This is a genomic window from Aeromicrobium sp. CF3.5, assembly GCF_051262695.1.
Lineage (GTDB): Bacteria > Actinomycetota > Actinomycetes > Propionibacteriales > Nocardioidaceae > Aeromicrobium.
This window is the reverse complement of record NZ_JBIMEZ010000002.1, coordinates 202,460-217,679: the sequence shown is the minus strand read 5'-3', so window position 1 is coordinate 217,679 and position 15,220 is coordinate 202,460. Positions and strand designations below refer to the sequence as shown.

General features: G+C 68.2%; 21 protein-coding genes and 1 tRNA gene. 10 read left to right on the top strand and 12 right to left on the bottom strand.

Going from position 1 to position 15,220, the window contains the following annotated elements; genetic code table 11:
* Positions 1 to 18 precede the first annotated feature (18 nt).
* The 4 genes from murI to rdgB all read left to right on the top strand — a co-directional run bounded on the left by murI (position 19) and on the right by rdgB (position 2,996).
* A complete protein-coding gene (murI, locus tag ACHAA3_RS04620; protein ID WP_435707770.1) occupies positions 19 to 831 on the top strand; it encodes a glutamate racemase in 813 nt (270 codons plus the stop codon).
* Positions 828 to 1,592: an MBL fold metallo-hydrolase gene (locus tag ACHAA3_RS04615; protein WP_435707769.1), complete on the top strand. Its 765-nt coding sequence runs from the start codon at positions 828 to 830 to the stop codon at positions 1,590 to 1,592. Before murI ends, ACHAA3_RS04615 begins: the two co-directional genes overlap by 4 nt.
* Positions 1,593 to 1,655: 63 nt before the next feature.
* Entirely contained in the window at positions 1,656 to 2,375 is a 720-nt protein-coding gene (gene rph, locus ACHAA3_RS04610; RefSeq protein WP_435707768.1) for a ribonuclease PH, read from the top strand.
* A 9-nt stretch (positions 2,376 to 2,384) separates the two neighbouring features.
* Entirely contained in the window at positions 2,385 to 2,996 is a 612-nt protein-coding gene (gene rdgB / locus ACHAA3_RS04605) for an RdgB/HAM1 family non-canonical purine NTP pyrophosphatase (RefSeq protein WP_435707767.1), read from the top strand.
* A 37-nt stretch (positions 2,997 to 3,033) separates the two neighbouring features.
* Here the strand turns inward: rdgB and ACHAA3_RS04600 are convergent, their stop codons facing one another.
* From ACHAA3_RS04600 to ACHAA3_RS04585, 4 genes are read right to left on the bottom strand one after another with little or no spacing between them, the layout of a single operon-like run.
* Positions 3,034 to 3,729 (bottom strand): SGNH/GDSL hydrolase family protein, encoded by a 696-nt coding sequence (locus ACHAA3_RS04600; protein WP_435707766.1) that lies wholly within the window; start codon positions 3,727 to 3,729, stop codon positions 3,034 to 3,036.
* A 53-nt stretch (positions 3,730 to 3,782) separates the two neighbouring features.
* Entirely contained in the window at positions 3,783 to 4,241 is a 459-nt protein-coding gene (locus tag ACHAA3_RS04595) for a tRNA (cytidine(34)-2'-O)-methyltransferase (protein WP_435707765.1), read from the bottom strand.
* Complete coding sequence (locus tag ACHAA3_RS04590; protein ID WP_435707764.1) at positions 4,241 to 5,404, bottom strand: benzoate/H(+) symporter BenE family transporter; 1,164 nt, start codon at positions 5,402 to 5,404, stop codon at positions 4,241 to 4,243. Before ACHAA3_RS04590 ends, ACHAA3_RS04595 begins: the two co-directional genes overlap by 1 nt.
* Positions 5,405 to 5,440: 36 nt before the next feature.
* The gene (locus ACHAA3_RS04585) at positions 5,441 to 5,722 is read right to left on the bottom strand and encodes a hypothetical protein (RefSeq protein ID WP_435707763.1); all 282 of its coding nucleotides are present in this window, start codon (positions 5,720 to 5,722) and stop codon (positions 5,441 to 5,443) included.
* 86 nt (positions 5,723 to 5,808) lie between these two features.
* Here ACHAA3_RS04585 and ACHAA3_RS04580 point away from each other — a divergent pair, with 86 nt between their 5' ends.
* The gene (locus ACHAA3_RS04580) at positions 5,809 to 6,234 is read left to right on the top strand and encodes an SRPBCC family protein (protein ID WP_435707762.1); all 426 of its coding nucleotides are present in this window, start codon (positions 5,809 to 5,811) and stop codon (positions 6,232 to 6,234) included.
* Positions 6,235 to 6,245: 11 nt separating this feature from the next.
* Here ACHAA3_RS04580 and ACHAA3_RS04575 read toward each other — a convergent pair.
* From ACHAA3_RS04575 to ACHAA3_RS04565, 3 genes are all read right to left on the bottom strand, one after another.
* A tRNA-Leu gene (locus ACHAA3_RS04575) sits at positions 6,246 to 6,327 on the bottom strand.
* Between the two features lie 43 nt (positions 6,328 to 6,370).
* Positions 6,371 to 6,544, bottom strand: coding sequence for an HNH endonuclease signature motif containing protein (locus tag ACHAA3_RS04570; protein ID WP_435708211.1), 174 nt, complete (start codon positions 6,542 to 6,544; stop codon positions 6,371 to 6,373).
* 294 nt (positions 6,545 to 6,838) lie between these two features.
* Positions 6,839 to 7,306, bottom strand: coding sequence for a peroxiredoxin (locus ACHAA3_RS04565; protein WP_435707761.1), 468 nt, complete (start codon positions 7,304 to 7,306; stop codon positions 6,839 to 6,841).
* A 59-nt stretch (positions 7,307 to 7,365) separates the two neighbouring features.
* Here ACHAA3_RS04565 and ACHAA3_RS04560 point away from each other — a divergent pair, with 59 nt between their 5' ends.
* The 3 genes from ACHAA3_RS04560 to ACHAA3_RS04550 all read left to right on the top strand — a co-directional run bounded on the left by ACHAA3_RS04560 (position 7,366) and on the right by ACHAA3_RS04550 (position 9,250).
* Entirely contained in the window at positions 7,366 to 7,608 is a 243-nt protein-coding gene (locus ACHAA3_RS04560; RefSeq protein WP_435707760.1) for a DUF3618 domain-containing protein, read from the top strand.
* Between the two features lie 24 nt (positions 7,609 to 7,632).
* Complete coding sequence (locus ACHAA3_RS04555; protein ID WP_435707759.1) at positions 7,633 to 8,751, top strand: FUSC family protein; 1,119 nt, start codon at positions 7,633 to 7,635, stop codon at positions 8,749 to 8,751.
* Positions 8,752 to 9,007: 256 nt separating this feature from the next.
* The gene (locus tag ACHAA3_RS04550; RefSeq protein ID WP_435707758.1) at positions 9,008 to 9,250 is read left to right on the top strand and encodes a hypothetical protein; all 243 of its coding nucleotides are present in this window, start codon (positions 9,008 to 9,010) and stop codon (positions 9,248 to 9,250) included.
* Between the two features lie 98 nt (positions 9,251 to 9,348).
* Here the strand turns inward: ACHAA3_RS04550 and ACHAA3_RS04545 are convergent, their stop codons facing one another.
* From ACHAA3_RS04545 to ACHAA3_RS04525, 5 genes are all read right to left on the bottom strand, one after another.
* Positions 9,349 to 10,227 carry an HpcH/HpaI aldolase/citrate lyase family protein gene (locus ACHAA3_RS04545; protein WP_435707757.1) on the bottom strand — a complete coding sequence of 293 codons (879 nt, stop codon included), beginning with the start codon at positions 10,225 to 10,227 and terminating at the stop codon, positions 9,349 to 9,351.
* Positions 10,228 to 10,353: 126 nt separating this feature from the next.
* On the bottom strand, positions 10,354 to 11,403 hold the full coding sequence (locus ACHAA3_RS04540; RefSeq protein ID WP_435707756.1) for an HpcH/HpaI aldolase/citrate lyase family protein: 1,050 nt from the start codon (positions 11,401 to 11,403) through the stop codon (positions 10,354 to 10,356).
* 123 nt (positions 11,404 to 11,526) lie between these two features.
* The gene (locus ACHAA3_RS04535; protein ID WP_435707755.1) at positions 11,527 to 12,783 is read right to left on the bottom strand and encodes a DUF222 domain-containing protein; all 1,257 of its coding nucleotides are present in this window, start codon (positions 12,781 to 12,783) and stop codon (positions 11,527 to 11,529) included.
* Positions 12,784 to 13,014: 231 nt separating this feature from the next.
* A complete protein-coding gene (locus tag ACHAA3_RS04530) occupies positions 13,015 to 13,839 on the bottom strand; it encodes an NAD-dependent epimerase/dehydratase family protein (RefSeq protein WP_435707754.1) in 825 nt (274 codons plus the stop codon).
* A 52-nt stretch (positions 13,840 to 13,891) separates the two neighbouring features.
* Complete coding sequence (locus tag ACHAA3_RS04525) at positions 13,892 to 14,224, bottom strand: zf-TFIIB domain-containing protein (RefSeq protein ID WP_435707753.1); 333 nt, start codon at positions 14,222 to 14,224, stop codon at positions 13,892 to 13,894.
* Positions 14,225 to 14,282: 58 nt separating this feature from the next.
* Here ACHAA3_RS04525 and ACHAA3_RS04520 point away from each other — a divergent pair, with 58 nt between their 5' ends.
* Both ACHAA3_RS04520 and ACHAA3_RS04515 read left to right on the top strand, forming a co-directional pair.
* Positions 14,283 to 14,708, top strand: a complete 426-nt coding sequence (locus tag ACHAA3_RS04520; protein WP_435707752.1) for a CoA-binding protein — start codon at positions 14,283 to 14,285, stop codon at positions 14,706 to 14,708.
* 3 nt (positions 14,709 to 14,711) lie between these two features.
* Entirely contained in the window at positions 14,712 to 15,182 is a 471-nt protein-coding gene (locus ACHAA3_RS04515; protein ID WP_435707751.1) for a hypothetical protein, read from the top strand.
* Positions 15,183 to 15,220 lie beyond the last annotated feature (38 nt).

The window sequence follows — 15,220 nt, the reverse complement described above, 5'->3', positions numbered from 1 at the left end:
AACCCGTAGGCTCCCGGTGTGGGCAATGGACCGATCGGCATCTTCGACTCAGGCTTCGGCGGCCTGACCGTGGTGCGCGCCGTCCTGGACCAGCTGCCGCACGAGCCGGTGCTCTACCTCGGGGACACCGCGCGCCAGCCCTACGGTCCCAAGCCCATCTCCGAGGTGCGGGAGTACGCCCTGGAGTGCCTCGACCATCTCGTCGACCAGGGCGTCAAGGCTCTGGTGATCGCCTGCAACTCCGCCAGTGCGGCCGTGCTGCGCGATGCCCGCGAGCGCTACGACGTCCCGGTCGTGGAAGTGATCGTGCCGGCCACCCGGCGCGCCGTGGGCGCAAGCCACAGTGGTCAGATCGGTGTCATCTGCACGGAGGCGACCGCCACCTCGGGCGCCTACGACGACGCCTTCGCGGCCAACCCCGGCATCACCCTGGTCACGCGGGCGTGCCCGCGCTTCGTCGATTTCGTGGAGCAGGGCGTCACGAGCGGACCCGACCTGATGAGTGCCGCCGAGGAGTACCTGCGGCCGCTGGCCGATGCGCAGATCGACACCTTGGTGCTCGGCTGCACCCACTACCCGCTGCTGACCGGCGTCATCGCCTCGGTCATGGGCGATGGCGTCACCCTGGTCTCCAGCGCCGAGGAGACCGCCAAGGACGTCTACCGGTTGCTGACCGACAGTGGGTTGGAGCGCGACCCGGCGCTTCCCGCGCCGGAGCACCGATTCCTCACGACCGGTGGCCCCGAGGAGTTCCGCGAGCTGGGTCAGCGCTTCCTGGGACCCGAGGTCGATCGGGTCCAACAGTTCTCGTGGGTGGGAGTGGCGTCATGAAACTGACCATCATCGGTTGCGCGGGATCGTTCCCCGGGCCGGACTCGGCGGCCAGCTGCTATCTGCTCGAGGCCCCGTTCGAGGGCCGGACCTACCGCCTGGTGCTCGACCTGGGCAGCGGATCCTTCGGGGCGTTGCAGCGCTACGTGTCACCGCGCGACATCGACGCGATCGCGCTGTCGCACCTGCATGCCGACCACTGCTTTGACATGTCAGGACTCTTCGTGGTGGCCAAGTACCACCCTCAGGGCGCCTTCAACCCGATCCCCGTGCTGTCGCCGAGCGGAACGGACCGGTTCCTGACCGACACCTACGGGCGCGAGGACGCGGCCGGCATGGGCGGGACGTTCGACTTCCACGACTGGGTCGACGGCGAGGCCGTGCAGCTCGGCCCGTTCACCATCACCGGCCGCCGGGTCGTGCACCCGGTCCCGGCGTACGGCATGCGGGTCGAGTGCAGCGACGGCGTCGTGGCCTACTCCGGCGACACCTCGGCCACGGGAGTGCTCGAGGAGCTGGCGGCCGGCGCGGACCTGTTCCTGTGCGAGGCCTCGTTCGTGGAGTCGGCGGTCAACCCGCCGGGCATCCACCTCACCGGCGCCGAGGCCGGCCAGCACGCGCACCAGGCGGGCGTGAAGCGTCTCCTGGTGACCCACGTGCCGGCCTGGACGGATCGCGACGAGGTCGCCTCCGATGTTCGATCCTCGTCCTGGGACGGCCCGTTCGAGCTCGTGCGGCCGGGCGCGACCTACGAGATCTGAACTGCAGCGCGTCCGCGCGGGTGGAGGTGCCGGGGCCAGCGAGCCGGCCGATAGGCTCGCTGTATGTCTCGCGAAGATGGCCGCTCGGCCGATCAGCTCCGTCCCGTCACGATCACTCGCAACTGGCTCGACCACGCTCAGGGGTCGTGCCTGATCGAGTTCGGTCGCACCAAGGTGCTGTGCGCCGCGAGCGCGTCCGAGGGCGTGCCGCGCTGGCGCAAGGGATCGGGCCTGGGGTGGGTCACCGCCGAGTACGCCATGCTGCCGCAGGCCACCCACGACCGCTCCGCCCGTGAATCGGTCAAGGGCCGCATCGGTGGCCGCACCCACGAGATCTCACGCCTGGTGGGGCGCTCCCTGCGCATGGCCATCGACTACGAGGCGCTGGGAGAGAACACCATCACGATCGACTGCGACGTCCTGCAGGCCGACGGCGGAACCCGCACCGCGGCCATCACCGGTGCCTACGTCGCCCTGGCCGACGCGGTCGAGCACCTGCGCTCGGCCGGCGCGCTGGCCGGCGAGCCGCTGGTCGAGTCGGTCGCAGCGATCAGCGTCGGCATCATCGACGGCACGCCGCTGCTGGACCTGCCGTACGTCGAGGACGTCCGTGCCGAGACCGACATGAACGTCGTCATGACCGGCTCGGGCAAGTTCGTCGAGGTGCAGGGGACGGCCGAGGGTGCGCCCTTCGACAAGACCGAGCTGGATGCGTTGCTCGAGCTGGCCGGCGGCGGATGCGCGGAGCTGACCCGCCTGCAGGCCGACGCGCTCGCGCGCTGAGGTGATCGCATGACCCAGGTCGTCCTGGCGTCCAACAACGCCAAGAAGCTGGCCGAGCTGCGCCGCATCCTCGAACCGCTGGTGCCCGGCGTCGAGGTGCTGGGGCTCGCCGACGTGGCGGCGTATCCCGAACCCGCCGAGACCGAGGCCACGTTCGAGGGCAATGCGCTGATCAAGGCCCGAGCTGCCTTGGCGGCCACCGGCCTGCCGTCCCTGGCCGACGACTCAGGCTTGTGTGTGGATGCCCTCAACGGCATGCCGGGGGTGCTGTCGGCCCGGTGGTCAGGCGTGCCGCGCGCCGAGGGTGGGGACCACGCCAACAACGCGCTGCTGCTGAGCCAGGTCGGTGACGTCCCAGCCGAACGACGGTCGGCCCAGTTCGTGGCCGTCGTCGCCCTGTGCGTCCCCGGGGGCGCGGAGACGACCGCGCGCGGCGAGATGCCCGGCCGGATCCTGACCGAGGAGCACGGTGCTGGCGGCTTCGGGTACGACCCGTTGTTCGCCGCGAGCGGGTACGACGTCTCGACGGCCGAGCTGTCGCCGGTCGACAAGGACGCCATCAGCCACCGTGGGCGTGCCCTGACCGCGATCGCCCCCGCGATCGTCGCCGCCCTGACCTGAGTCACCCGCAGTCGGGCCTCGGGGACGTCGCGTCCCGCTACCCCAGGGCCGCGATGACGCGCCGGGCGATGGCGAGGTTGCCGGCGCGATTGGGATGGACCCCGTCGAGGACGTTCTCGGCCGGCAGGGTGCCGGTGGTGTCGATGAACTCGAAGCCGTGCCGGTCTGCGCCCTGGCGGACGATGCTGGTCACCAGGACACGTTCGACCGGTTGCAGCGGCCCCCAGGGCGGCCCCATCACGATCACCCGGGTCGACGGCGGCAGGGAGTCGTCCACGAGCTGCAGGTACCCCCGGACCGCTGTCACGATCTCGGCGTTGGAGGCGGGGGTCACGCGGCCGTCACGACATCCGGCGAAGTCGTTGCGCCCACCCTCGATGATGAACATCGCCGGGGCTGGACGGTCGAGTGCGGCCGTCCGCTCGGCGAACGTGGTGCCACGGCAGCGGGCGCCAGGTCGCAGATAGCCCGAACCGGACTGCGCGTAGGTGTCGACGCGCGCCCGGGCGTGGCGTCCGACGAAGCTCCACCATCCCTGGTTCGGGCTGCCGGCGACATCGTCGTACCGGGCGGTGATCGAGTCGCCGACCACGACGATGTCCGAGGCAGCACGTGTCTCGAACGTGGGACCACCGTCCGCGCCCTGCCAGATGAGGAACGGCGCCGTCGTGATGGCGAGCGCAGCAACTGCCGTCGCGACCGCGGTACGGCGCAACCTCCACGACCTGCGCATCGCTCTCCCCTCGTCGGCGCCACTGTAGGTGCCGGCCGTTGATCGTGCCCGACTCAGGTGGCGAAACCGTGCTGCCGCCAGGCCTCGTAGACCGCCACGGAGGCCGAGTTGGCCAGATTCATGGAGCGCCGCCCCGGCAGCATGGGCAGCCGCAGACGCTCGGTGATGCGCGCGTCGTCGAGCACGTCCTGGGGGAGTCCGGTCGGTTCTGCGCCGAACATCAGCACGTCACCGGGCGTGTAGGCGACGTCGGTGTAGATCGTGTCGGCGTGCGCCGTGAAGGCGTACACGTGCGGGGCGTCGAGCGCGAGCAGTGCTGCATCGAGGTCCGGGTGCACTGTCATGACGGCCAGGTCGTGATAGTCCAGACCCGCGCGCCGCAGCTTGGACTCGGCCAGGTCGAATCCGAGTGGCTCGACGAGGTGAAGTTCGGCGCCAGTGACGGCGGCCAGCCGGATCGCCGCACCGGTGTTGCCCGCGATGCGCGGTTCGTGGAACAGGATGCGAAACATCAGGGCGACCTCTGGCGTAGGAAGAAGTGGACGGCCAGCCCGACGAGGATGGCCCAGAACGCCGCACCGATGCCGGCGACGGTGATGCCGGAGGCCGCGACGAGGAAGGTCACGACGGCGGCCTCGCGGCCGCTGGTCGAGTCGACGGCCGCCCTCAGCGCGGCGGCGAGGGTGCCCAGCAGGGCGAGGCCGGCCACGGTCGCGATGACCCCGACCGGAGCCACCGCCACGAGCGCGGCGATGGCCGCCGATGCCAGACCCAGCACGAGATAGGTGACGCCGGCCCACTGGGCGGTGCGCCAGCGCTCCTGCGGGTCCGGGCCGCCGTCGGGGCCGGCCACGAGGGCCGCGCTGATCGCGGCCAGGTTGATCGAGTGCCCACCAGCGACCGCTCCCGCAGTCGTGCTGAGTCCAGCGGTCAGCATCGAGGCCCGCCACGGCACCTCGACGTCGTAGGACCGCATGATCGCGACGCCGGGCACGTTCTGCGAGGCCATCGTGACGACGTACAACGGCAGCGCGATGCCGACGACGGCCGCCCAGGTGAAGGCGGGCGTGGTCAGATCGAGCTGGGGCACGAGCGAGGCCGCGGGAATCGACTCGCCCCGTCGCAGCAGGTCGATGCCGATGACGATCCCCGCCACGAGGAAGGCGCCGGGCACGGCCCAGCGCGCGAAAAACCGCAAGCCCACCAGCCAGGCCAGCACGATCGGGATGACCGCGACCGGCTGGTCGATCACGGCGGACACGGGGGCCAGACACAGCTCGACGACCACCCCGGCGAGCATGCCCTGCGCGATCGGCGCGGGGATCTGGCCGATGAGTCGGCCGAGCCACGGCCACAGGCCGGTCAGCAGATAGAGCAGGCCGGCGAGCACGAAAGCGCCCACAGCAGCCGGCCACCCACCGTCGATCGCACCAGTGCTCGCGAGCAGCGCTGCGCCCGGGGTGGACCAGACCAGCACCAGCGGGCGGCGATAGCGCCTCGCCAGCCACACGATGCCCACGGTCTGGGCGACGCACATCACGAGCAGGCCAGACGACGCCTGGTCAGGAGTCGCCCCCACGGCTCGCAGCCCGGTCAGGACCACGGCGAAGGAGCTGGTGTAGCCGACCAGCGCGGCGACGATGCCTGCGCCGACGTGCACAGACTCCCGCTCCATGGCCAGCCACCTTAGGGCCGGGACGTCAGCTGACTCCTACCGGTCCAGATCCTCCTGCTGGTGCGCCCGGTCGATCTTCGCGTTCGGGCCGGCCGGGCCCTCCTGCACGTCGCCGGACTCGGCGTCCGGCTGACCGGCCACACCCTGGCTGTCGCTGATCGGTGTGTTGGCGTCCTGCGCGTCCATGCTCTGGACCTCGGACACCTGCCCGCCGGTGCTTGCGCTGCCGCTGTCTGGGTTGTCCCTGTCTGCGTTGTCCTTGTCTGTGTTGCCCTGATCTGTGTTGCCGTCGTCTGGGCCGCCCTCGGTGTCACTCATGCTCTGAGCCTAGGCACTGTGTGATCGTCGCGCCGAACTCCACGCAGCCGCCGCGCCCCGGCCGGATACATCTAGACTCATCGACCATGGCAGCCCCTCAGCGCGTCCACGTGACGCACACGTTCATCTCCGGCCCGGCAATCGTCTTCGACAAGCTCGCCGAGCACGAGAATCTCGGTCCCGTCTTCGGAGCCAAGATCACCCGAGTCAACGACGGTACGACGTCGCGCAACGGGGTGGGCTCGACCCGTCAGCTCAAGATCGGCCCGTTGCCCGCGTTCCAGGAGACCACCACGGTGGCCGAGCCGCACACGTTGATCGAGTACGAGATCACGCAGGGCAGCCCGCTGAAGGACCACTGGGGCAAGCAGGTGCTGACGCCGACCGACGACGGCGGAACCCGACTGGACTACACGATCGGATTCAACGCCCCGGTCCCCGGAATGGCCACGGTCGTCGGCAAGATCCTCACCGGCGCGATCAGCAAGGGCCTGCCCAAGCTCTGCCCGTGACGGGGTGGAGGTGCCGATGACAGGACTCGAACCTGCACGTCCGAAGACACGGCATCCTAAGTGCCGCGTGTCTACCAGTTCCACCACACCGGCCCACGATGACCATCCTAGGTGCCGGGGACGTGCGCGGGGGAAGTCAGGTCCCTGTGAAGCGACCGCGTCCTCGGCCGGCGAAGTTCGGTGTGAGGCGATGACAATTCGGGCAGAGGAAGCGCAGATTCATGATCTGGTTGTTCTGGAAGTCACCATCGATGTGATCGATCTCGAGAGTCAGCGGCGCGCCCATCCACGTGCCATCGTTGCCGCACATCACGCAGACGTGGGACACGCCTGACTCACGACGTGCGCGTTTGAGCAGCGATGGCTTTTGTCTGGGGCCGTTGCCCGTTCGTCGGACCAAGATCTGTTCGGCCGTCGGTCGGATCCGACGAGCTCCCGGCGCATGTCGGCGGAAGTGGGAGGTGTCGATTCCCAGCTTCTGGATGGTCCGGCCACCTCGGACATGCGCTCCCAGCATGGCGCGCCCGTTGAGTCCGGACTGCTTGCCCAGCACGTCTGGGAGCCAGCCGAGGCGTTCTGCTGAAGCGCTGCCAGTGGGAACGGATCAGGCGTCGATGCCAAGATCCCGGCGCAGCTTCGCGACGTGGCCCGTTGCCTTGACGTTGTAGGCGGCGTGCGTGATCGTGCCGTTCTCGACCACGAACGTCGAGCGGATGACACCCTCGACGACCTTGCCGTAGAGCTTCTTCTCGCCAAACGTGGCCCAGGCCACCATGGTGGACCTGTCCGGGTCGGACAGCAGCGTGATGGTCAGGGCGTCGCGCTCACGGAAGGCAGCGAGCTTTGCAGGCTGGTCCGGTGAGATGCCCAGCACCGTGTAGCCGAGGGTCTGCAGGTGGTCCAGGGACTCGCTGAAGTCGCACGCCTGCTTGGAGCAGCCGGGCGTCATGGCTGCCGGGTAGAAGTACACGATGACCTTGCCCTCCAGGCCGGACAGGGTGACCTCCGATTCGCTGTCGTCGAGCAGGGTGAAGTCGGGCGCCGGGTCACCGGGCTGCAGTCGGTCCGTCATAACCCCTATCCTTGCTCACGAGGGCAGAGCGCGTCCTCGCAGGCAACGAAGGGTGAGACGTGAATCAGTCCGACGACCTGGTCCGGGAGATCGACGAGATCCGTGACCGTCTGGCGGGATCTGTCGACGAGCTGATCGCGGCGGTCCATCCCAAGAGTCTGTTGAAGCGCGGCATCGACAGCGTCAAGAGCCGCTTCGTCGACGAGACCGGCGCCGTACGCACCCAGGTCGTCGTCCCCGTGGCAGCCGGAGTCGTGCTGGTCGTCGTGGGTGCCGTCGTGACGCGCAGGATCTTGCGCTGACCTCGTGAACAGCCCGGTGTAGGCATGAACGAGGCGCGCGACGTCCCCCTGCGCCGGTTGCGTCTGCGTCGACCCACGGACTCCCTGACCGACCGACTCTGGTTGTTGCGACGTCGGTGGCGCACTCTGCTGCGCCTGAGTCTGGCCACATCGGGGTCCTTCTTCGTGGCGACCGAGGTGCTGCACCACCAGCAGGCCTTCTTTGCTCCCATCGCCGCCGTCCTCGTGCTGATCGCCGGTGCGGGGTTGCGCGGTCGCACCTTGTTCGAGCTGGTGCTGGGTGTGGCGATCGGGGTCCTGGTCGGTGAGCTTCTGGTGATCGGGATCGGTCGCGGCCCGGTGCAGATGGCGCTGATCGTCGTGCTGACCGTGGTGGCCAGCACACTGCTGGGTCTGAAGGGTCTGGCGATGACCCAGGCCGCGAGCTCCTCGGTGCTGCTGGCCGCGGTCCTGCCGGTGGCAGGCGCCGGCAACCCGGCTGTCACCCGGTTCCTGGACGCACTGCTGGGGGGAGTGGCCGGACTCGCGGCGATCCTGCTGATCCCGCGCAACCCGGTGCGCGACATCGACCGCGAGGTGCAACGCATCCTGAACCAGCTCGCCGACATCCTCAGCTCCATCGCCCAGGCGCTGCGGACCGTCGACCCCGAGCTGGCCGACGTCCAGCTCGCGACGGCTCGACAGATGCAGCCGCAGGTCGAGGTCATGACGTCGACCGCAGCGAGCGCCACGGAGATCGCGCGCATGTCCCCGGTGAGATGGCGTCAACGCGATCACGTCCGCAGCTACGTGGCGACCGTGCGCGATCTCGACAACGCCGTGCGGGACACGCGGGTGCTGGCCCGCAAGTCCTCGACCCTGCTGAGGCGGGGCGAACCGGTCCCTGCGGGCCTCGAGCAGGCCATCAGTGCGCTGGCGAAGGCGTTCCGGATCTTCGCTGACGACCTGTCCGAGCGTGATGACTTCGACGAGGCGCGCGACGCGCTGGTCGAGGCCGCGCGTCTGGCCACGACCGCGTTGACGGCCCGGATGACCATCAACAACGCCACCATCGCCGCCCAGGTTCGTTCCCTCGCGGCTGACCTGCTCTATGCCAGCGGGTCGACCCGCGCCGAGATCGACGAGAAGCTCGACTTCGGCTGACTCGCGCGCTGGTGGACACCTGTGGCGTGCAGCCGCTATGGTCCAGACAACACGACACCATCAGGAGGTGAGACCCCATGTTCGCGATCAACATCCAGACGCCGTCCGGCTTTGCCGTTGACGCCGCCACCGATACCGGGTCCACCTCCGCAGCCGCACAACCCTGACGCAGCACCTGCTCGTCGGCTCACGCGCCGCTTCGGATCACTGATCCGAAGCGGTTTTTTCTGTCCACCCACGCACGAAAGGAGGCGCCATGACCCCGAACCTCATGCCCGCATCGACGACCCACCCGACCACCACCACCGACGGATCCCGACGAGAGGGGGTGAGGACCATGTTCAAACTCTCCAGGAACAGCGAGCGCAAGCGCGCCTGGGACGAGCTGTCGGCAACCGACCGCGCCGTGCTGGTGGAGGTTGTGCGCCAGCGGCGCGAGGAGCAGGAGCTGCAGCGCGCAGATCTGCAGGCGCGCAACGCCGCCCGGCACATCCGCTGACCCGGGGCCCCGAATTTTGCTACCAGATCGACCGTTCTGACCGATTGAACGGTGTGACAGGTAGCAGAGTTCGGGGCTTCTCAGAGTCTTAGGGCTGTTCAGCGGTTGGCGAGGGCGTCAGCGAACACGAGGATGCGGTTGGCGTCGCGGATGTGCAGCTCCTCGATCATCTTGCCGTTGAAGGTCGCCACGCCCTGCTTGGCCTGCGACGCCTCCTCGAAGGCCGCGATCATGCCGCGGGCCCGCTCGATGTCGTCGTCGCTGGGGGAGAAGGCGACGTTGGCCGGATCGACCTGGGAGGGATGGATCAGGGTCTTGCCGTCGAAGCCCATCTCGCGACCCTGCCGTGCTTCGGCATCGAAGCCCTCGGGATCCTTCACCGCGTTGTAGACGCCGTCGATGACGACCTTGCCGGCCGCGCGCACGGCCAGCAGCGTCCATGACAGCGCGGTCAGCACTGCGGCGTTGCGACCGGGGACGTGGAGCCCGAAGGTCTCGTTGACGATGTCGTTGGTGCCCATCACGATCACGGTGAGCCGTTGGTGGGCTGCGGCGATCTCCTCGGCGTGCAGCAGGGCGACCGGTGTCTCGATCATCGCCCACAGGGCCGTGGTCGCCGGTGCGCCCGCAGCCTCCATCGCGGCCACGAGGTCGTGGACCTGCTGGGCCGACTCGACCTTCGGCACGAGGATGGCGTCCGGGCCCACGGCAGCAGCTGCCGCAAGATCGTCATCGTGCCACTGCGTCCCGATCGAGTTCACCCGGATGGCCAGCTCGCGATGGCCGTACTCCCCGGACCGGACAGCGGCGCACACGTTTTCGCGACCGGTCTCCTTGGCGTCCGGCGAGACCGAGTCCTCCAAGTCGAGGATCAGGGCATCGGCGTCGATCGTCTTGGCCTTCTCGAGCGCCCGCACGTTGGCACCGGGCATGTAGAGCACGGAACGGCGAGGACGAAGGGCAGTGGTGTCGGGCATCCGTGGGCACTTCCTGTTGGGGTGATCGGGGTTCGAGATTCCGCTGAGGAGTCACGCAGACCCACTGAGGAGTCACACGGACCATCCTCCGCGACTCGTCGGTGGGCTTGTGTGACTCGTCAGCGGTCAGAGGTCGTAGGCGGCGGCGAGCTCGGGGTCGCGCTCGGCCAGGGCGGAGGCGAGGTCGAGCATGACCTGGCACTGCTTGCAGGAGGCGTCGTCCTCCATCTTGCCGTTGATCATGACGGCGCCGGAGCCGTCACCCATGGCCTCGACGACCTCCTTGGCGTGCGCGACGTCGGCCGGCTCGGGGGAAAAGACCTTCTTGGCGATGTCGATCTGCACCGGGTGCAGGCTCCACGCGCCGACGCAGCCGAGCAGGAACGCGTTGCGGAACTGGTCCTCACAGGCGACCGTGTCCTTGATGTCTCCGAACGGCCCGTAGAACGGCAGGATGTCGTTGCCGGCACAGGCGTCGACCATGCGCGCGATCGTGTAGTGCCACAGGTCCTGCTGGTAGGTCGAACGCCCGGTGCTGAGGTCCTCACCGGTGGGATCTTCACGAACGAGATATCCCGGATGCCCTCCACCAACCCTTGTCGTCTTCATGCGGCGACTGGCGGCGAGGTCGGCCGGGCCGAGGCTGATGCCCTGCATGCGGGGGCTCGCCGCAGCGATGTCCTCAACGTTGGTCATGCCCTCGGCGGTCTCGAGGATGGCGTGCACGAGGATCGGGCGCTGCACACCGGCGCGGGCCTCGAGCTGCGCGAGCAGGCGGTCGACGTAGTGGATGTCCTGAGCGCCCTCGACCTTGGGCACCATGATGACGTCGAGCTTGTCGCCGATCTCGGTCACCAGCGTGATCAGGTCGTCGAGTGCCCACGGTGAGTCGAGGCTGTTGATGCGGGTCCACAGCTGGGTGTGTCCGAAGTCGGTCTTCTTCGCGATGTCGACCAGGCCCTGGCGTGCGGCTTCCTTGTTCTCCGTCTTGATGGCGTCCTCGAGGTTGCCCAGGATGATGTCGACCTTGGGCGCGATGTCGGGCACCTTGTCGGCCATCTTCGGATTGCTCGGGTCGAAGAAGTGGATCATCCGGCTGGGGCGGAACGGGATGTCCGCCACGGGAGTCGGCGCGCCGACGGCGAGGGGACGGAGGAAGGCTCGGGGATTGCGCACGTGACCACTTTCCTTGGGCTGCTCATCGACGAGGACAAAACTGCTGTCAGTATGCCGCCGCGGTGTGGGCGCAGGTAGGGGGAGGGTCACACGGCAGGCCGGTGCGCCGCCGGACTGGGGTGGTCAGGCGGCTCGGGTGAAGCGGGTTCTTCGTCGTCGGCGCAGTGGTCGGCCGGTTCTGTTGGTGAATCGGAAGCCGTCGGTGGCGTTGCCGGTGATGTGGAGTCGGCCTCGGTGCAGGAGGTGGTGGCAGCGGGTGCATAGTCCGACGAGCTGGTCGAGGTCGGTGCGGCCGCCGAGGGACCACCAGATGACGTGGTGGATCTCGAGGTGGGTGTGTTTGCAGCCCGGTGCTGCGCAGACGCCGTCTTGGCGTGCGATGACGGATCGGCGTTGCAGCTGGTTGGGCTGGTACCGGTCGCGTCCGGCGTTGAGGACCTGTGCCTGTCGGTCGCCGTCGCCTTCCTTCATCAGGAAGGCGGTGAAGTCGGAGATGCACAGGAAGTACATCAGCAGGTTGGGCCCGATCGCACCATGACCCGCAAGCCGTGCAGGTTCGACTGGCGGCATCGGCTCGGGGACGAAGCCGGGGTTCTCCGTGGCCTGCTTGACGTGCTCAGCAGCCGCTTCGAGGGTTTCGGCGTCGACGAAGACCGACATATGAGGTTTGACGCCCTTGTCCGACGGCAACCCATCAGCCAAGATGCTGGACAGCAGGTCGTCCAGGCCCTGCACCCGGCGCTGCGCACCGGTGCGGGTGTCGTCAGCGTCGCGCGGTGCGGAGACCGAGTCGATGACCTTCTTCAACTTCGCGCCGGTGGTGGTGCCCAGGAAGCTGTTGGTGTGCCAGCCATCAGGGACGGCATTGACCTGGAAGTCCTCCTTGTCCATGCCCCTCTCCCACGCATCATCAAGATCCTCGGGATGCACGACGTCCTTGAGGTGCTTGACGGCTTCGAACAGATCGGCCGGGTCACTCTCCAAGGCAACGGCGACGAATACGTCCTCGAACTCGCGCATCTTGGCCAGGCCGACGTGCTTGATGCCGTACACGAACACCCGCACGTGCGCCGCGCTGATCCGACCTGCCACGGCTGCTTCAGCCACCGACGGCAGCTCATCGAGCGCGGTGATGTTACGGACCAGCGCGGTGGCCTGGCCGGCGTTCAGACGTAGCTCGTTGCGGACCCATGTGTTCAGCGTCGAGGCTCCGTCGAGCTCGTGATCGCGGCTGATCTCCAGCTCGGACAGCGCCACGGCTTTGGCCGCGTCGAGGGCATCGGTTGCGACCTGGATGGCCCGGGCACGATCACGGGCATCACCGGTACGTAGCGCGTGCGCGGCCTGGCGCATCGCGTCGATGGTGGGCTCCGGATTCATGCCCCCATGGTACTCGAACAGGTGTTCTATGGCAAGGGTTATTTACCAGTATCCCGGTAGTTTCTCTAGCCAGAACCAATGTCTGAGGTGCCTGCGATACTGGTCCCGCGGATCACGTCGTCAGATCACGTCGTCAGATCATGTCGACCTCCGCCAACGCCGCGTCAAGCCGCACTGAATCTGGCCGGGAGGGCCGGAAACCGGCTCGCGGCTCCGAATGTCGCCTCAGGACTAGCTGGTGTATCCGGCCGCGAGCTCCTCGACGAGGGAGGGCCGTTGAGGCTCCCAGCCGAGTGCCTTGGCCTTGGCCCCGCTGACCTGCTGGTCGAGCACGAGAGCCTCGCCGAACGGACCAAGTCGTTCGAGCGTGGCAGCGTCACCCTCAGGCCCCTGATCGGTGCCGGCGGCCTGAGCCAGCTCGGCCACGGTCGGGTTGGATCCGCTGGCGGCGATGTAGGCGTGTCCCCCGGGGACGTCCAGGGCCAGCAGGTACAGGTCGGCGAGGTCGTCGACGTGCACCGTGGCCCAGTGCTGCTCGCCGGTGCCCGGAACGGGTCCGGCCGCCACCATGGCGGGAATGCCCTGCCCGTGGCCGTAGACGATGCCGGGCTGGATCACGCTGGCGCGCACGTCAGACTCGAGCAGTCGCTGCTCGCTCTCGGGCCGCCACGAGACAACGGCCGGTGGTGCCAGCTCGCTGTCCTCGGAGATGGCCGGGTTGGAACCGTAGACCCACACGCCCCCGGTGTGCACGAACGGTTTGTCGGTGTCGCTGAACGCCTCGATGGCGGCGGCGATGACCGCATCGTTGAGCGCCGGATCCTGCTCGTCGCCACCTGCGGCGGTGTGGATGCCGGCATCGTGGGTGCTGAGCTCGCTGGCGACCCACTCCGGGTCGAACAGATCGCCGATCACCGCAACGCCGCCGGTCTTCTCCACAGCCAGCGACGACGACTGGCTACGCACCACGGCCGTCACCTGATGTCCCGCCTCGACGAGGCGCTCGAGCACGGCCGATCCAATGAATCCGGTTCCCCCGGTGAGCAAGATTCTCATGTGTGTCACAACCAGTGGCACCTTTCGGCTTATTCCATAGTGGCGCTGATGATCAGCCGAGCATCTCCATCAGCCAGTGCTCCTTCTTCTTCTTGCGATACGGCTTCTGGTCGTATCCGCGCGAGTCGGACTGCCGGTACCGATCATCGCGCTGCCGCTCATCTCGGTACTGGTCCCGCTCGTACTGGGGCTCGCGGTACTGCTCCGGCGGGGCCTGCAGGGTGGGAGCAGCTGCAGCAGGCGGGGCCTCGGAGGCGACACGGTCGAGGATCTTGTCGAGCTCGCCGCGGTCGAGCCACACGCCGCGGCACTCGGGGCAGTAGTCGATCTCGACGCCGGAGCGCTCGCTCATGGTGAGGGTGGCATCGTCATTGGGACACTTCATGCTTGTGTCAACGACAGTGTCGGCAGAAGAGTTCCGCGCTAGCGTGGTCCGATGAGTCGTGGTCAAGTTGAGTAGAGCGTGGCAGGAGCCGGCGTCCGTCTCGCTGATGCTCGACGATCTGCAGACCTGGGCCGTGGTCGGTCTGTCCAACAACACCCATCGCACGGCGTACTCGATCGCCTCGATGCTGCAGTCCCGTGGCAAGACCATCGTGCCCATCCACCCCGATGCTCCGATCGTGCTGGGGGAGCAGGGCTACGCGACCCTGGCCGACGTCCCGTTTCCGGTCGACGTCGTCGACGTGTTCAGGCGCTCCAGCGAGGCGGGACGATTCGCCGACGAGGCGGTCCAGGTCGGCGCCAAGGGGGTGTGGTTCCAGCTGGGTGTCATCGACGAGGATGCCCTCGCGCGCACCGTCGCCGCAGGAGTCCCGATGGTCATGGACACCTGCCCCGCCATCGAGTGGCGCCACCGAGGTCGGTGAGCCGTGTCGCCCGAGGACGTGCGTCGGCGCATCCCCGTGATCGTCGCGGTCCTGGTCCTCGTTGCCGTGGCTGCCGTGCTGGTGCAGCGGGGCCAGGCCGACCAGGTGATATCTCCGTTCAAGCTTGCGACCGGTGAGCGCTCCTTGCTGATGGCCGAGGCCGCCGAGGACTACTACGAGATCGACGTCTTCCTCGACGAGGTCTGTGCCCCCAGCGCCGCTGACGTGCAGATCCGAGACGTCGAGCTGTTCGGCGTCGACGGGGCGTTGAGGCTGACCGGGTTCGACCCCGGGACCGTCACGACCCGGTGCGGAGGTGCACAGTCCCAGCAGCTGATCGCACGGCTCCAGCGCGAGTCCGGTGAATCGGCCCACGCCGACGGCGTGATCGTCACCTACGAGAGCGACGGCGCGGTCGAGCAGATCCGATTGCCGGTGTCGGTGACCTTGTGCCGGCAGCTCTCTGAGTGCTGAGCGAAGCCCAGCGGGCAAGGAGCGTCCTTGCCCGCTGG

Excerpts from the sequence above, each read along its gene's own strand:
- ACHAA3_RS04615 (WP_435707769.1), top strand. The coding sequence starts at position 828 with ATGAAACTGACCATCATCGGTTGCGCGGGATCGTTCCCCGGGCCGGAC.
- rph (WP_435707768.1), top strand. The coding sequence starts at position 1,656 with ATGTCTCGCGAAGATGGCCGCTCGGCCGATCAGCTCCGTCCCGTCACG.
- rdgB (WP_435707767.1), top strand. The coding sequence starts at position 2,385 with ATGACCCAGGTCGTCCTGGCGTCCAACAACGCCAAGAAGCTGGCCGAG.
- ACHAA3_RS04600 (WP_435707766.1), bottom strand. The coding sequence starts at position 3,729 with ATGCGCAGGTCGTGGAGGTTGCGCCGTACCGCGGTCGCGACGGCAGTT.
- ACHAA3_RS04595 (WP_435707765.1), bottom strand. The coding sequence starts at position 4,241 with ATGTTTCGCATCCTGTTCCACGAACCGCGCATCGCGGGCAACACCGGT.
- ACHAA3_RS04590 (WP_435707764.1), bottom strand. The coding sequence starts at position 5,404 with ATGGAGCGGGAGTCTGTGCACGTCGGCGCAGGCATCGTCGCCGCGCTG.
- ACHAA3_RS04585 (WP_435707763.1), bottom strand. The coding sequence starts at position 5,722 with ATGAGTGACACCGAGGGCGGCCCAGACGACGGCAACACAGATCAGGGC.
- ACHAA3_RS04580 (WP_435707762.1), top strand. The coding sequence starts at position 5,809 with ATGGCAGCCCCTCAGCGCGTCCACGTGACGCACACGTTCATCTCCGGC.
- ACHAA3_RS04570 (WP_435708211.1), bottom strand. The coding sequence starts at position 6,544 with ATGTGCGGCAACGATGGCACGTGGATGGGCGCGCCGCTGACTCTCGAG.
- ACHAA3_RS04565 (WP_435707761.1), bottom strand. The coding sequence starts at position 7,306 with ATGACGGACCGACTGCAGCCCGGTGACCCGGCGCCCGACTTCACCCTG.
- ACHAA3_RS04555 (WP_435707759.1), top strand. The coding sequence starts at position 7,633 with ATGAACGAGGCGCGCGACGTCCCCCTGCGCCGGTTGCGTCTGCGTCGA.
- ACHAA3_RS04550 (WP_435707758.1), top strand. The coding sequence starts at position 9,008 with ATGACCCCGAACCTCATGCCCGCATCGACGACCCACCCGACCACCACC.
- ACHAA3_RS04545 (WP_435707757.1), bottom strand. The coding sequence starts at position 10,227 with ATGCCCGACACCACTGCCCTTCGTCCTCGCCGTTCCGTGCTCTACATG.
- ACHAA3_RS04535 (WP_435707755.1), bottom strand. The coding sequence starts at position 12,783 with ATGAATCCGGAGCCCACCATCGACGCGATGCGCCAGGCCGCGCACGCG.
- ACHAA3_RS04530 (WP_435707754.1), bottom strand. The coding sequence starts at position 13,839 with ATGAGAATCTTGCTCACCGGGGGAACCGGATTCATTGGATCGGCCGTG.
- ACHAA3_RS04525 (WP_435707753.1), bottom strand. The coding sequence starts at position 14,224 with ATGAAGTGTCCCAATGACGATGCCACCCTCACCATGAGCGAGCGCTCC.